The organism is Pseudovibrio sp. POLY-S9 (genome assembly GCF_001431305.1).
GTDB lineage: Bacteria > Pseudomonadota > Alphaproteobacteria > Rhizobiales > Stappiaceae > Pseudovibrio.
Genome location: NZ_LCWX01000131.1, coordinates 12,938 through 27,126 on the forward strand (window position 1 = coordinate 12,938; position 14,189 = coordinate 27,126).

The 14,189-nt window shown below is 52.1% G+C and carries 13 protein-coding genes; 4 read left to right on the forward strand and 9 right to left on the reverse strand.

Going from position 1 to position 14,189, the window contains the following annotated elements; translation table 11 throughout:
- Positions 1-35: 35 nt before the first annotated feature.
- Complete coding sequence (locus tag PPL9_RS11190) at positions 36-1,502, reverse strand: ATP-binding protein (RefSeq protein WP_057462776.1); 1,467 nt, start codon at positions 1,500-1,502, stop codon at positions 36-38.
- Positions 1,503-1,964: 462 nt separating this feature from the next.
- Between PPL9_RS11190 and PPL9_RS11200 the strand changes: the two genes are divergently transcribed.
- Positions 1,965-2,609 (forward strand): hemolysin III family protein, encoded by a 645-nt coding sequence (locus PPL9_RS11200; protein WP_057462778.1) that lies wholly within the window; start codon positions 1,965-1,967, stop codon positions 2,607-2,609.
- 58 nt (positions 2,610-2,667) lie between these two features.
- Here the strand turns inward: PPL9_RS11200 and PPL9_RS11205 are convergent, their stop codons facing one another.
- On the reverse strand, positions 2,668-2,982 hold the full coding sequence (locus tag PPL9_RS11205) for a cupin (protein WP_057462779.1): 315 nt from the start codon (positions 2,980-2,982) through the stop codon (positions 2,668-2,670).
- Positions 2,983-3,178: 196 nt separating this feature from the next.
- Between PPL9_RS11205 and PPL9_RS11210 the strand changes: the two genes are divergently transcribed.
- A complete protein-coding gene (locus PPL9_RS11210) occupies positions 3,179-4,246 on the forward strand; it encodes a dipeptidase (protein ID WP_057462780.1) in 1,068 nt (355 codons plus the stop codon).
- Positions 4,247-4,293: 47 nt separating this feature from the next.
- Here PPL9_RS11210 and PPL9_RS11215 read toward each other — a convergent pair whose 3' ends face one another.
- On the reverse strand, positions 4,294-4,788 hold the full coding sequence (locus tag PPL9_RS11215) for an Lrp/AsnC family transcriptional regulator (protein WP_057462781.1): 495 nt from the start codon (positions 4,786-4,788) through the stop codon (positions 4,294-4,296).
- A gap of 137 nt (positions 4,789-4,925) precedes the next feature.
- Here PPL9_RS11215 and PPL9_RS11220 point away from each other — a divergent pair, with 137 nt between their 5' ends.
- Entirely contained in the window at positions 4,926-5,378 is a 453-nt protein-coding gene (locus tag PPL9_RS11220; protein WP_057462782.1) for a DUF2000 domain-containing protein, read from the forward strand.
- A 112-nt stretch (positions 5,379-5,490) separates the two neighbouring features.
- Here the strand turns inward: PPL9_RS11220 and PPL9_RS11225 are convergent, their stop codons facing one another.
- The 4 genes from PPL9_RS11225 to PPL9_RS11240 form a co-directional block, all read right to left on the reverse strand.
- Positions 5,491-7,101, reverse strand: a complete 1,611-nt coding sequence (locus PPL9_RS11225) for an ABC transporter ATP-binding protein (protein WP_057462783.1) — start codon at positions 7,099-7,101, stop codon at positions 5,491-5,493.
- Positions 7,102-7,110: 9 nt separating this feature from the next.
- On the reverse strand, positions 7,111-8,238 hold the full coding sequence (locus PPL9_RS11230; protein WP_057462784.1) for an ABC transporter permease subunit: 1,128 nt from the start codon (positions 8,236-8,238) through the stop codon (positions 7,111-7,113).
- Positions 8,239-8,250: 12 nt separating this feature from the next.
- Positions 8,251-9,174, reverse strand: coding sequence for an oligopeptide ABC transporter permease OppB (gene oppB, locus PPL9_RS11235; protein ID WP_057462785.1), 924 nt, complete (start codon positions 9,172-9,174; stop codon positions 8,251-8,253).
- Positions 9,175-9,278: 104 nt separating this feature from the next.
- Positions 9,279-10,865, reverse strand: coding sequence for a peptide ABC transporter substrate-binding protein (locus tag PPL9_RS11240; protein ID WP_057462786.1), 1,587 nt, complete (start codon positions 10,863-10,865; stop codon positions 9,279-9,281).
- Positions 10,866-11,250: 385 nt separating this feature from the next.
- On the opposite strand from PPL9_RS11240, the gene PPL9_RS11245 reads away from it, so the two are divergent.
- A complete protein-coding gene (locus PPL9_RS11245; RefSeq protein WP_057462787.1) occupies positions 11,251-13,071 on the forward strand; it encodes an ABC-F family ATP-binding cassette domain-containing protein in 1,821 nt (606 codons plus the stop codon).
- Positions 13,072-13,245: 174 nt separating this feature from the next.
- Here PPL9_RS11245 and PPL9_RS11250 read toward each other — a convergent pair whose 3' ends face one another.
- The gene (locus tag PPL9_RS11250; RefSeq protein WP_057462788.1) at positions 13,246-13,566 is read right to left on the reverse strand and encodes a carboxymuconolactone decarboxylase family protein; all 321 of its coding nucleotides are present in this window, start codon (positions 13,564-13,566) and stop codon (positions 13,246-13,248) included.
- A 211-nt stretch (positions 13,567-13,777) separates the two neighbouring features.
- Positions 13,778-14,189: potassium channel family protein (locus tag PPL9_RS31270; protein ID WP_082596752.1), on the reverse strand; the 412-nt coding region annotated here is incomplete at its 5' end.

Here is a 14,189-nt window from a genome sequence, read left to right on the forward strand (position 1 = left end):
GGCCATTCCTTGCCGGATGGCCGCTGACCTACAGCTTATTTGGTTGCGGTTTGCTTGCCGATATCCGGCAGGGTCACGATGCGGTTTCCACGCAGATCACTGGCACAGATGATGAAGCCCTGCTCTTCCATATGGGTGAGCAGCCAACGGGCTCTGCCCGGTGAACGGGTACCATACGCTTTCGCGATGTCCAGGTCTGCCGGGCACGGCTCATCTGCAAAGGCAGCTTTGGCCAACAGAAGATAGACGCCGCGCATCTCTTCTGGCAGCTGACCAGCAATCACTTCTGCTTGCTGCCAGTCGCCTTCTTCGACTTCTTTTTTATCGACACCAGCACGGGCCACAGAAAGAAACTTACGGAACTTGGCAAGATCCTGAGACTTCAACCGATCAATGCGGCAGCGGACCTGAAAATCCTGATAGAGCTGTGAGACCGGAGCGAAGGCAGCTTCAGGGTCTTCAAGGATCTTGGCGATGATCTCCTGATACTGCTGGTTCTTCTCTTCCAGATTGAAGAGGTCCTCCGGCTCGGCTTCAACAACTTCCTTATGCTGTGCCTGCATGTTGCTGGCGGCTGTTTGTGACAGCTGCAACATAACGTCTTTTGCAGAAGGCGCGGCCACACGGTTGTTGTGCAGCACCGGATCATTGTCCGTTGCTGTGAAGATCAGTTCAGCAGCTGTTTCAACTGGCTGGTTCGGCATTGGCATCAGCTTTGGCGAGCCCCCCCGGCTGCCCGTGACAACTTCGCCAATCACCACTTTTTGCGGGCGACGGGTCATTGCCGGGCCGAGGGAGATGAACTGTCCGCGCTCAAGGTTACGGAACTGTTCTGCCTGACGCCGGTCCATGCCGAGCAAGTCGGAGGCGCGGGCCATGTCAATATCAAGGAAGGTACGGCCCATCAGGAAGTTGGAGGCTTCCGCAGCCACGTTCTTGGCAAGCTTTGCCAGACGCTGGGTGGCGATGATGCCTGCCAGACCACGCTTACGACCACGACACATGAGGTTGGTCATGGCCATCAGGGAAAGGCGGCGGGCTTCTTCGCCGTAATCACCAGAGGCGGAAGGTGCAAACAGCTGAGCTTCATCCACGACAACCAGAACCGGATACCAGTACTGGCGGTCGGAATCGAACAGGCCGTTCAGGAAGGCAGCAGCGGCTTTGAGCTGCTTGTCCGGTTCCAGATGTTCCAGGTTGAGAATGACGGAAATGCGGTGCTGGCGCACGCGAGCGGCGATCATGGTGAGTTCGCGATCATTCATGGTCGCCTCAATCACCACATGCCCAAACTCATCTGCCAGCGAGACAAAGTCGCCTTCCGGGTCAATCACCACCTGTTGCACCCATGGTGCGCTTTGCTCCATCAGGCGGCGTAGCAGGTGCGATTTGCCCGAGCCGGAGTTTCCCTGCACGAGTAGTCGCGTTGCAAGCAATTCTTCAAGATCGACAACAGAGGAGGTGCCATTAGGTTTGACACCCATTTCGATGCTGACCGTCATTCAAAATCTCTTGTTGCGCCTCGCAAGAGGCAGGTGATTAACCGGGTATCGGCAATAAACGTTTTTTAAAGTGCGCTGCGGTTCGCTTCTCAGATTTCGACGCTGGCAAGAACCAACGCTTACAAACCCGAAAATGGCATCGACTGCTGCTTGGGAAGTCAGCGCAAAATCTCCGATTCTAGGGAAAATTGCAAAGCAGCTGTTTCGCTTTCGCGTTCTTTCCCACAGAGCCCAGAGGGTCCTTCAAATCAGAGCAGCTTCTTTTGGGAAGCCGAGAGAGGCAATGCCACATCTGGGCGAGACTGGCAATTGGATATGCCCGATTTCCAAGGGCATGACCTTCAGAATTGAGAATTGCCCAGTAAATGACCAGATTGCAACTTAGTTACAGTTGAGTTTACGAGCTTGGACCTGCATTATGGAAGAGGGTATATATTGGATTAATTGGGGGATTGTCCGCGGATGAGGGAAGAAACCTACGCAGAACGAGTGGTTGACGGCGTCATCCACGTTGTGGGCATTGCGTTTGGAGCTGCTGCGACAACAGCCTTTGTTATGGTCTTGTGGGCAGCGGATGATTATGCCCGGCAAATCAGCATCTACATATATGCTGGTACGCTGTTGGCCATGCTTGTCTGCTCTGCGACCTACAATATTTTGCAGAAAGATAACAAGATTGGCATCCTGCGCCGTCTGGACCATTCCGCAATCTATTTCCTTATTGCTGGTACCTACACTCCCCTATGCCTGATGGTTCTTGGCGGGTGGCTTGGGATTTCCATGCTCGTCGGGATCTGGATTTGTGCGGTGGCGGGGGCGGCCATCAAGATCTTGCACATTACTTCCATGGATAAGCTGGCTGTGCCTATTTATCTGGCGATGGGCTGGGTGAGTTTCTTTGCAATCGTTCCTATTTACAATGAGTTATCCCTGGCAGGCTTCACGCTGCTTGCCACCGGCGGTGGCCTCTATACGGTTGGCACCCTGTTTTACATCTGGAAGAACCTGCCATTCCAAAACGCGATCTGGCACGGTTTTGTGTTGTCAGCAGCGGCCTGTCATTTCGCGATGATCATGGTAGATGTGGCCTTGCCTGGTTTGGCCTGACCTACTCGCTCAAGACCGAGGATGGGGACATCAGTCCCCTTCCCCAAATCGCCTGGTATCAAACACTGCCCTCAGTCTCAACGACCAGCACACGCGCCTCACCATGAGGCTGTGCTATATGTTCAGTGCCGATTGAAGCATAGAAAATATCGCCTGTGTTCAATAGAGCGGAGAGTTCCTCGCCGTTTTGGCGATACTTCATCTCGACGCATCCAGACAGTACGACAAACACTTCCTCCCCCTCATTCACATGCCACGTGTAGGGCTGATCCGTCCAATGCAGCCGTGTGGTAATGCCATTCATGTTGGCAATCTGCTGTGCACCCCAGGCTTTGTCTGCCGTAAAGTCAGAGCTTCTGATCACTGTCGCCATTGCGCTGTTCCCTCATAAAACCATCCAGAAATATCCGCTGATCCTATTGATTTTAAGGGTTTAATATTTAACAGTGTAGTTTCAAATTCCGCCAATGTGACCTAGCTTTGTGCCAGTGGCCGTGGGCTTTGCGTAGATCCCTTTTGCTTTTCACATATGGTTTTTCTCATAGCATTTTTCATTTTCGGAGTTCTTCATGACAGATACTGCCTCCAACCTGGTTCCGGTTTTTGACGGCCATAACGATACGCTGCTCTCGTTGGAGCGTCGGTCGAATACTCCCAAGGAACGCAGTTTCTTTGAGGAGGCTGGTCACGATCACATCGATCTTCCACGCGCCCGCAAAGGCGGTTTTGCTGGTGGTCTGTTTGCCATGTTTACCCCTTCTGTCAGAGCAAAGCCGAAAGAAGGTAAAGAGGTTGACTTCAAAAGTCCCGAACACTTCAAAGGCGTGCCGCAACAGGAGGCGCTGGATTATACTCTGAAGCTTCTTGATATTGCAGAGGACCTTGAAGCCAAGGGGAATGATGAGGTGAAGATCTGCCGTTCGACTGCTGCAATCAAGGAGGCAATGGCGGCTGAGCAACTGGCGATGATGCTGCATGTTGAAGGCGCCGAGTGCATCGACAAGGACTTTGAAGCGCTAGAGCTGCTGTATAATCGCGGTTTGCGCTCTATCGGTCCTGTATGGAGCCGTGAGACCATCTTCGGATATGGCGTGCCGATGGAGTTTGAGCATAGCCCAGACATTGGTCCGGGTCTTACTGATGTTGGTAAAGAGCTGGTGCGCCAGTGTAATCACCGTAAGATCCAACTGGACGTGTCTCACTTGAATGAGAAAGGTTTTTGGGATCTGGCCAAGATCACCGACAAACCGATCGTAGCGAGCCATTCCAACGTGTTCAAGATCTGTCCGATGAGCCGGAACCTGACAGATAAGCAACTTGATGCGATTGCTGAATCTAAAGGACTGGTGGGTATCAACTTTGCAGTCTTCTTCCTGCGTCCTGATGGTCAGCTAAACTCTGACATGCCTTTAGACGTGATCTTGCGCCATGCAGACTATCTGATCAACAAACTGGGTGAAGATGGAGTTGCGCTTGGATCAGACTACGACGGCTGTCTGGTTGCCAACGACATCAAGGATGTGGCTGGTTTGCCAAACCTGATCGAAGCCTTCCGCAAAGCAGACTTCGGTGAGGACCTGATCGCCAAGATCGCGCACAAGAACTGGATCAGCGTTTTGGAGCGAGCGGGGATTTAATTCCCCTTCCTTGCCGCGAAGATGTGAAAAATGGGTTGGCATGTCAGTCAAACAGGCCAGCCCGTGAGCGGCTTTAGCTCCTTGAGCACAAAGTTGCTTTCCATAGCTTTAATGCCGGGAAGGCGCCGTAGGATGTTCATTGAGAATTCGGCATACGCATCAAGATCTTCGCAAACCACTTGCAGCACGAAATCAACTCCCCCTCCGACTGAGTAGCAGGCAATGACCTGCTCAAGCTTCAGCACAGCCTTTTCAAACTCCACGGCCTGTTCTGCATTGTGCGCGTCAATCTGGATCATCACGACAACGAACACACCAAGGCCCAGAGTTTTTCGATCCAGACGAGCGGCGTAATTACTGATCACCCCTTCCTGCTCTAACCGTCTGACGCGCCGCCAGCACGGCGAGGTGGACATACCCACCTTTTCGGCAAGCTCAGTATTTGAAAGGCGTCCCTCCTTCTGCAAAACCTGAAGGATTTTCCTATCTGCGGCATCCAGCTGAACAGCTTTCTTTTGTTGCCCACTACTTTCAAGAGACATTTTGCACTCCTATTGGTAGACCATACCTAACTTTGGCGATTTTCAGGTAGCACCTACCTGTATATAGCTCATTCTAGGGCAAGATAGATCAACCTTCTCTTCTGCGTCCAGATATTGTCCCCATAAAGGAGACAAGGATGCTTACTAATCAAATCAAGAAACAACCACTTCGAGGTGAACATGATTTGCGGCTTGCGATTGTGGCGGACCCGGAATTACCTACGGGTCTGCTCGCAAATACGGTCGGGGCTATATCAATTGGGATTGGAACAGAAAACAACGGGTTGGCCGGAGTAACTTTAACGGACAGTGAGGGTGTATCCTTCAAGTGCAGTGCGGATCGTCCTGTCCCTATCCTGCAGGCCAATATCGATCAAATGCAGAACTTACTGACGAAGTCCTCCGCACACCTTGACGAAATTACTCTGGTTGTCTTTCCCGCCTTTGCCAGATCAATCCATTCTTTCGCTGAGTATGACGCTCTGGTACCCACACAGGCTCTGAAAACAGAGAAGGTAGACGGGATAGGGATTTGTGGTCCAAGCAAACTGGTGCGCTCACTTGTGGGAGCGCTCAAGCTGTTAAGATAGTTTGAGTGCAAACGATGCGGTGCACTTTGACAGTAAACCTCTCACGCCTCATGCAAAAACCCCGGCGCGATGCACCGGGGTTTTCAATTTTCAAAGCTTTAATCGCTTAGCTTCAAGCTGGCTTCAAGGCGGCAGCTTCGAGCAGTTCTTTGGTGTAGTCTTCTTTCGGGTTGGAGAAGATTTCTTCTGCCAGTCCCTTTTCAACCACTTCGCCTTTCTGCATCACCATCACAGTATCGGACATGGCGCGAACCACAGCCAGATCGTGAGAGATGAAGAGATAGGTCAGGCCATGCTCTTTTTGCAGGTTGCGCAGAAGCTCAACCACCTGTTTTTGTACAGTACGGTCCAACGCGGAGGTTGGTTCGTCCAGCACAACAAGCTTTGGATTGAGGATCATGGTGCGTGCAATCGCGATACGCTGACGCTGACCACCAGAGAACTCGTGTGGGTAGCGGTTGCGCATGGCCGGGTCCATGGACACTTCTTCAAGCGCCTGGATAGCCCGCAGATCACGTTCCTTGGCTGAAAGCTGAGGTTCATGTACCAACAGACCTTCGGTGATGATCTGGCCCACAGTCATACGTGGGGACAGAGACCCGAACGGATCCTGGAAGATGAGCTGCATTTCTTTACGAAGCGGCTGCATCTTCTTTTTGGCTGCACCGGTGATGTCGTTTCCGAGGTAAACAACACGGCCACCTGCTGTTGGCAGAAGCTGAAGTACAGCACGGCCCAGAGTGGATTTACCAGAACCGGACTCGCCTACGATGCCGAGTGTCTGGCCTTCACGCACTTCCATGGAAATGTCGTTTACAGCGCGCAGGACGTGGTTTGGTTTGAGGAAACCAGTTTCGGTTTCAAACTCAACGCGCACGTCCTTTGCATCCAGAACAATCGGGTTGCTATCAGGCACAACGGCTTTAGAACCGGTTGGCTCTGCATCCAGCAGCATCTTGGTGTAGTCGTGCTGAGGATTTCCAAAGATTTCTTTGGTGTTGCCCTCTTCAACAACTTCACCAGACTTCATCACATACACACGGTCGGAGATGCGCTCAACGATACCCAGATCGTGGGTGATGAACACAACTGCCATGCCGAGGCGTTTTTGAAGATCTGCCATCAGCTCAAGAATCTGAGCCTGAGTGGTCACGTCCAACGCAGTGGTTGGCTCATCCGCGATCAGGATATCCGGATCGTTTGCGAGCGCCATTGCGATCATGACACGCTGGCGCTGACCGCCAGACATCTCATAGGGGAACGCCTTCACTTTACGTGCAGGCTCAGGAATACCCACGAGCTCCAGAAGCTCTACAGCGCGCTTTTTCGCTGTTGCCCAGGTGTATTCGCCGTGCTCAACCATTGGCTCACAGAGCTGCCGCTCAATGGAGTAGAGCGGATCCAGAGAAGTCATCGGCTCCTGGAAAATCATGGTCACTTTCGCACCACGGATCTTGTTGAGCTGACGAATGGAAGACCCAAGGATGTTCGTGCCGCGATAACGGACTTCACCATGGGTGATGCCGTTGCCTGCCAGAAGCCCCATGGCTGCCATCATGGTCTGGGATTTACCAGAGCCAGACTCGCCCACAATCGCGACTGTCTCGCCGGAGTCCACATGGATGTTCACGCCTTTTACTGCGTGAACCATGCCAGTGTTGGTTTCGAAATCAACTTTAAGAGTGTCGATCTCAAGAACAGTGTTTTCGTTAATCTTGCTCATTCTGTCCTCTTATCGATCCTTAGGGTCCAGCGCATCGCGCAGACCGTCGCCGATGAAGTTCAGCGCGAACAATGTGGAGGTGAGGAAGATTGCCGGGAACACCAGCATCCATGCAGCACCTTGCAGGTTACGCGCACCTTCGGAGATCAACACACCCCAAGAGGTCATTGGTTCCTGAACGCCGAGGCCCAAGAAGGACAGGAAGCTTTCCAGCAGGATCACTTTTGGTACCAGCAGAGTCATGTAGATCACAACCGGACCAAGGGTGTTTGGAATGATGTGGCGCTTCAGAATACCGCCACCTTCAACACCCATAGCTTCCGCAGCCTGTACGTATTCCTGGCGTTTGATGGACAGGGTTTGACCACGCACAATACGCGCCATATCCAGCCATTCAACAGCACCCACGGCAATAAACATCAGGACGAAGTTACGGCCAAAGAACACAACAAGCATGATCACGAAGAAGATGAATGGCAGTGAGTAGAGGATGTCTACAACACGCATCATCACCAGATCGACCCTGCCACCGAAGTAACCGGAGGCAGCCCCCCAGAACACACCGATGCTGATTGCAACGAAGGTTGCCAGCAGACCGATGGTCAAGGAAACACGACCTGCAATCAGTGTACGGGTGAGCATGTCACGGCCGTTTGCATCCGTACCGAAGTAGAAGTGCATATACTGAATGTCAGCGGTTACAGTCGCGCTCTTTTTGTCTGAAGAGATGTTGCTGATTGCAGCACTCTCAAACAGATCAGAACGATCGAAGTAACGCGCATAACGCTCATCCAGTTTGCGACGGGATGTTACTGTTGCAGTCACCTTGCCATCGTTCAGTTCATAGCTGTCGACGGTCATACGAGCACGCTTTGCAATTTTTGCAAAGGCTGGCTGGATCTCATCCTGCTTCGGATAAGCTTCCAGGCTCGCAGGCTGCTTCACGTAATCGCGATAAACCTGATCGTATGGGTGCGGTGTCAGCATTGGCCCAACGACGGACAGCAGTGTGATCACTGCCAGCACGATCAGAGAGGTCACTGCTGCTTTGTTTGCGAGAAGACGATCACGGGCGTCATCCCACAGCGAGCGGCCCATTTTCGGGGCTTCTTTCAGCTGGTCGGAGGTAACACTCATAAATTCGAGTCCTCAGTCAAAACGCACACGAGGATCAAGCATTGCATAGAGCAGATCCACGATGAGGTTGAAGATAATGACGAAACAAGCGACGACTACGACAGTACCCATTACGAGTGTGTAGTCACGGTTCAGAGCGCCTTGTACGAAGTAGCGGCCAATACCCGGGATACCGAAGATGGTTTCGATAACAACGGAACCGGTCAGCAATGCAGCAGCTGCAGGGCCGAGGTAGGACACAACCGGCAAGATGGCACCACGCAGAGCGTGAATGACAACGACGGTGTATCCGGACAGGCCATAAGCGCGTGCAGTGCGGACATGGTTGGAACGCAGTGCTTCAATCATTGAACCACGGGTCAAACGGGCAACAACTGCAATCTGCGGAAGAGCCAGCGTTACGACAGGCAGAACCATGTTGACGAAGGCGCCACCGCCCCAGCCCCCGACAGGGAGCCAACCAAAATGCACACCCAGTATGAGTGTCAGAATTGGTGCCACAACAAAGTTCGGGATGGTCACCCCGAGTGTCGCAACGGCCATCACAGAGTAGTCGACGCCTTTATTCTGGCGCAGCGCTGCGATAACCCCCAAAAACCCACCAACAGCCAGGGCAAGAGCCAGTGCAGAAAGACCGAGCTGCATGGAGATTGGAAGACTTTGGGCGAAAAGTTCATTGATCGAGAAATCTCGGAAGAAGAAACTTGGACCAAAATCACCGGACAATACGCTCTTGAGATAAATGAGGTACTGCTCCCAAAGAGATTTGTCCAAATTGTAGATCTTGTTCAGATTCTCCATAACCTTTGCTTCCAATGGACGTTCCAGATCGAACGGACCACCTGGCGCTACGCGCATAAGGAAGAAGGAAATCGTAATGATCAAGAACAAGGTCGGTATCGCGCTGAGCAATCTGCTCAGGACATAGCGTAACATGGGCCTTGCTTCTCCAGTTGTTTATCGTTTTTTTTACCGATAGTTCACAAAAATGCCAGCCATGAGCTATCCTGCATGACTGGCATTTTCTGTCGCGTTAAAGATTACTTGTTAATCTTGACGAAGCGGCTTGGATGCACGTCCAACAGGTTGGTTTCGAAACCGGAAACCTTATCAGAAACGAGGTTTTTGGAGCCGTAGTACATCAAAGGCAGGAATGGCAGATCACGCATGAAGATCGTTTCTGCTTTCTTCAGGATCGCTGCACGCTTTTCTAGGTCAACAGTTACAGCTGCTTCATCCATGAGTGCATCGTACTCAGGGTTTTCATAGCGAGCGTAGTTGAAGCCTGTGTTGTCGCTTTCAGTCATGAACAGGAAGTTCTGCGGGTCGGAGTAGTCACCGATCCAGCCTGCACGAGCAACATCGAAATCACCACGGTCACGCAGGTGTGCGTAGTGGGTCTTGGTGTCAGTGTTCAACATGGACACTTCAACGCCAAGAGGCTTCCACATGTCTGCAATTGCAACAGCAGTGTTCTTGTGGTTCTCAGAGGTGTTGTAACGGATTTCAACCTTCAGAGGGTTGCTCTGGTTGTAACCTTTAGCTTCAAGAATCTTCTTAGCTTCTTCCTCACGATCGAGCAGGTCAGTTTCTGCCCAAGGAGCGTAAGCTGGTTCGCCGTAGTTGTCGATTCCAGGAGGCACGAGGGAGTATGCAGCAACCATGGTGCCGCCCCAAATGTCTTCGGCAAGGAATTCACGGTCGATCGCCATGGACAGAGCCTGACGAATATCAGGGTCTTTCATAGCTTCAGATTCATGGTTCAGCGCGTAGTAGTAGTTGCCGAGATATGGCGCGACTTTAAACTGATTGCCCAAAGTGCCACGAATGAAGTCAATCTGCTCCAATGGAGCATCATTGTTGGTGTCCAGTTCGCCAGCTTGGAAGCGGCGAAGAGCTGCACCACGGTCTTCAGTCGGGTAGAACTTAACTGAATCCAGAGCAACGTTTGCTGCGTCATGGAAGTATGGGTTCTTAACTGCGGTCACAGCATCGTTCGGTACGAAGCTGGACAGTACAAATGCGCCGTTGGTTACGATGTTGGCTGGCTTTACGAAGTCAGAACCAAACTTTTCAACGGATGCAGGGTGTACCGGAAGACCGGACTGGTGCGCCAGAAGCTGGATGAAGTAAGGAGTTGGAGCGTGCAGCTTGATTTCAAGGGTCTTGTCATCAATTGCTTTAACGCCGAGCTTCTCACCTTCCATGTCGCCTTTGTTAACGGCTTCGGAATTCAGGATAGGGTAGAGAACGTTTGCGTATTTCGCACCGGTCATTGGGTTCATGATGCGGCGCAGGGAGTAAACGAAGTCACCAGCCAGAACTGGATCGCCGTTTGACCACTTTGCGTCGTCACGCATCTTGAATGTGTATGTCAGACCATCGTCAGAAACAGTCCAGCTTGCGGCCGCGCCGGGGATGATTTCACCCTTCGCGTTGTAAGCAACAAGACCCTCATAAAGATCACGCAGAATGTGAGCTTCATAAGTTGTAGATGTCTTGTGCTGGTCAAGTGTTTCTGGGTCAGCGGAATTACCACGGTTGTATACGGTTTCAGCCGTGGCAGATAGCGAAGTAGCAGCAATAAGGGCTGCAGCTAGCGCTGACATACGAATGGACTTGATCATGCAGATCTCCCCTCTCCTCAAGTTACATTCCGCCAGATTTGGAGACTGGCAGTTCGCAGCAACATTTCACTGTTGCGTTATTATAGCAAGTGTCGGAGGATCAAAATTTCCTCGTAATCGGAGATTATTTTAATCTCTTATTTACATTATGAACGATTACGGAAGCATTATTTCCAATATAGACTAAATTTGGAACAATTATTTCAAATTACGTTACTGAATCTTTTGCAATCGCGTCACTATGACGCCCAGCATTTGTGCGCCCCGTTTTTTCACAGGGGCGGCAAAAAACTTTCACCTTGGCTCATTTGTGGTAGAGCACTACCAACAAATCTACTCCTAGCGTTGAAATGCGCTGTTTTGGGAATCTGGAAAGACAAGCTTAATGGCACCACCGCTTCTTCATGTGCGAGACATACACCTTAACTTTGGAACAACACCTCTTCTGACTGGTGCAGAACTGCAAGTCGGGGAAGGCGAGCGGATCTGCTTAGTTGGTCGAAACGGGTCTGGCAAGTCGACACTGCTGAAAATCGCCGCGGGATTAACAGAGCCGGATAAGGGCGAGTATTTTTTGCAGCCGGGGCGGACGATCCGGTACTTGCCTCAGGAGCCGGATCTTTCGGGGTATGCGACGGTTCTTGCCTATGCTGAAGGTGGGCTGGCTCCTGGTGATGATCAATATCGGGCCAAATACCTATTAGAAATCTTAGGCTTAACGGGTGAGGAAGATCCGGAGACGCTTTCGGGCGGGGAAGCCAAGCGGGCGGCGATTGCGCGGGCTTTGGCGCCGGAGCCGGATATTTTGTTGCTGGACGAACCGACCAACCATCTGGACCTTCCGGTGATTGAATGGCTGGAATCTGAGCTTAAGCAGATGAAGTCTGCCATTGTTCTGATCTCGCATGACCGTCGTTTTTTAGAGAACCTGTCCCGCGTAACTTACTGGATTGATAGGGGTATCTCCCGCCGTATGGACCAGGGTTTTGCCAAGTTTGAAGAGTGGCGGGACAAGGTTTTTGAAGAGGAAGAAAAAGAGCAAGCCCGGCTAAATGAGAAGATCCGGCAGGAAGAGCATTGGATGGTTTATGGCGTGACTGCGCGTCGTAAGCGGAATATGCGGCGGGTGCGGGAGCTGGCTGATCTGCGTCAGAAGCGTAAGGAGCATAAAGGACCGCAGGGCAGCGTGAAGATGGCTGCGACTGAGGGGGATATCTCCGGCAAGCTTGTTTCTGAGGCCAAGCACATTGGCAAGACCTACGAAGAGCGCCCGATCGTCAAGGACTTCTCCACCCGCATTTTGCGTGGGGACCGGATTGGCTTTGTGGGGCCAAACGGGGCTGGCAAGACCACCTTGCTGAAGATGCTCACTGGCGAGCTTGCACCGGATGCGGGCACGATCCGCCTTGGCGCCAACTTGCAGATGATCACACTGGACCAGAAGCGCGAGAAGCTGGACCCCAATGACACGCTCGTCAATGCCATGACGGGTGGCAGCGGTGATATGGTTATTCTGGGTGACACCTCCAAGCATGTTATGAGTTATCTCAAGGACTTCCTGTTTAAGCCGGAACAAGCGCGCACCCCTGTGCGTGTGCTCTCAGGCGGGGAACGGGGACGTTTGCTGCTGGCGCGTGCGCTGGCTGCGCCTTCCAATCTGATGGTGCTTGATGAGCCGACCAACGATCTGGACCTTGAAACACTGGACCTGTTGCAAGAGCTGATTTCTGATTATCCCGGCACCGTCCTGCTGGTGAGCCATGATCGTGACTTCCTTGACCGCATCTGCACCAGCATCATCACCATGGAAGATGAGAGCGGCAATTGGGGTGAGTATGCTGGCGGGTACACCGACATGGTGCGCCAGCGCGGTGAAGGCGTGCAGGCGCGTAAAGTTGCCAAGGCGGACAAGGCTTCCAGTGCTGCGAAGGAGGATAAGTCCTCTACTGCTGCGCCGAAGAAGGAGACCAAGAAGTCCGGCCTCAACTTTACTCAGCAGCACCGCCTGAAGGACATTCCGGGTGAAATTGAAAAACTGGAAGCGAAAATCACTAAGGGTCAGAAGGAGTTAGAAGATCAGAACCTGTTCAACTCCAATCCGGACCGTTTTCACAAAGTGATGACCGCTGTTGGGAAGCTGCACGAGGACCTTGCTGCGCTTGAAGAAGAGTGGCTGGAGCTGGAGATGCTTGCCGATGAGGGCTAAGCGCCTCATATCTCTATGATTTTAAGAAAGGCTTCGGAGGTTTCCGGAGCCTTTTTTGTTTGCGTTATTTTGTGCGTTCATTTGCGTTAATTGGGAGAAACCAGCGTTTTTTATGAAACTGGTCGCGTGGTACCGCTGACGCTCATAGGTTGGCTTATCCCCCTGCCCGCAGTGTTATTCATCATGCTCTATCATGTGGGTGCCGTGGGTGATGGCGCTGCTGGCGCGGATAGCGGCGGCGATGAAGACGACTTCGGCGAGTTCTTCATCTGTTGCGCCGCAGACTTTGGCATTCTCGCGGTGGATCTCGATACAGTACGGGCATTGGGTGGTGAGTGCGGCGGCCAGTGAAATGAGCTGCTTGTTCTTTTTGGAGATCACGCCGTCGGACATGGCCTCTGCATTGAAGGCGATGAACATCTTCCAGGTTTTACCGGTTGCCAAAGAACTGAACTTCTTCAGCTTGCGCATATTGTCCATGGAGAACATTGGCATGGGCGACCTTCCGGTTGGCTCAGGTTTTTCCGGGCAATTAAAACAGGCTGCGCTTAATAACCACCAATGAAACCCGTTCAGCTTTAATCAGGATCAGACGGGTCGCTTTCATTCTTTATTTTGGAAAAAGCCGCAGGAGCTATTTTTATAAAGGGCTGCGGGCGCCATTTTGGGAAAAGCCGCAGGCGCGGTTTTGCAGCTATCGCGCACGTCAGTCCTTCTTTTTCGGCTGTCTGTATTTGAGGAATTTGCCGACGATGATGGCGGTGAGCACCACCATGTAGAACTGGCCAGCCAGCCCAACAATGATTGCGGCCTTCCGGGCGATGGGTGTCAGCGGAACGATGTCGCCGTAGCCGATTGTCATCAGCGTGATGAAGGCGGCATACATGAGGGCTTCTTCCTGTGAATGGGTCTCTACATTTTCTATGGGCAGGCCTTTGAAGGAGCCCGGGTGCACGTGCTCTATAAGTATAAAGAGAAAGAACGAGACCATGCCAATTGAAATGTAGCCGCTGAGCACGCCCAGCACCACGCGGTAGTTTTCTTCAAACGTCCTGAGCATCTCATCAATCAGCACAACGGCCACCACAGCATGGAAGGCAAAGAAGATTACAATTTGC

Excerpts from the sequence above, each read along its gene's own strand:
- PPL9_RS11230 (WP_057462784.1), bottom strand. The coding sequence starts at position 8,238 with ATGAGTGTTACCTCCGACCAGCTGAAAGAAGCCCCGAAAATGGGCCGC.
- PPL9_RS11245 (WP_057462787.1), top strand. The coding sequence starts at position 11,251 with ATGGCACCACCGCTTCTTCATGTGCGAGACATACACCTTAACTTTGGA.
- oppB (WP_057462785.1), bottom strand. The coding sequence starts at position 9,174 with ATGTTACGCTATGTCCTGAGCAGATTGCTCAGCGCGATACCGACCTTG.
- PPL9_RS11215 (WP_057462781.1), bottom strand. The coding sequence starts at position 4,788 with ATGTCTCTTGAAAGTAGTGGGCAACAAAAGAAAGCTGTTCAGCTGGAT.
- PPL9_RS11220 (WP_057462782.1), top strand. The coding sequence starts at position 4,926 with ATGCTTACTAATCAAATCAAGAAACAACCACTTCGAGGTGAACATGAT.
- PPL9_RS11225 (WP_057462783.1), bottom strand. The coding sequence starts at position 7,101 with ATGAGCAAGATTAACGAAAACACTGTTCTTGAGATCGACACTCTTAAA.
- PPL9_RS11205 (WP_057462779.1), bottom strand. The coding sequence starts at position 2,982 with ATGGCGACAGTGATCAGAAGCTCTGACTTTACGGCAGACAAAGCCTGG.
- PPL9_RS11210 (WP_057462780.1), top strand. The coding sequence starts at position 3,179 with ATGACAGATACTGCCTCCAACCTGGTTCCGGTTTTTGACGGCCATAAC.
- PPL9_RS11240 (WP_057462786.1), bottom strand. The coding sequence starts at position 10,865 with ATGATCAAGTCCATTCGTATGTCAGCGCTAGCTGCAGCCCTTATTGCT.
- PPL9_RS11250 (WP_057462788.1), bottom strand. The coding sequence starts at position 13,566 with ATGCCAATGTTCTCCATGGACAATATGCGCAAGCTGAAGAAGTTCAGT.
- PPL9_RS11200 (WP_057462778.1), top strand. The coding sequence starts at position 1,965 with ATGAGGGAAGAAACCTACGCAGAACGAGTGGTTGACGGCGTCATCCAC.
- PPL9_RS11190 (WP_057462776.1), bottom strand. The coding sequence starts at position 1,502 with ATGACGGTCAGCATCGAAATGGGTGTCAAACCTAATGGCACCTCCTCT.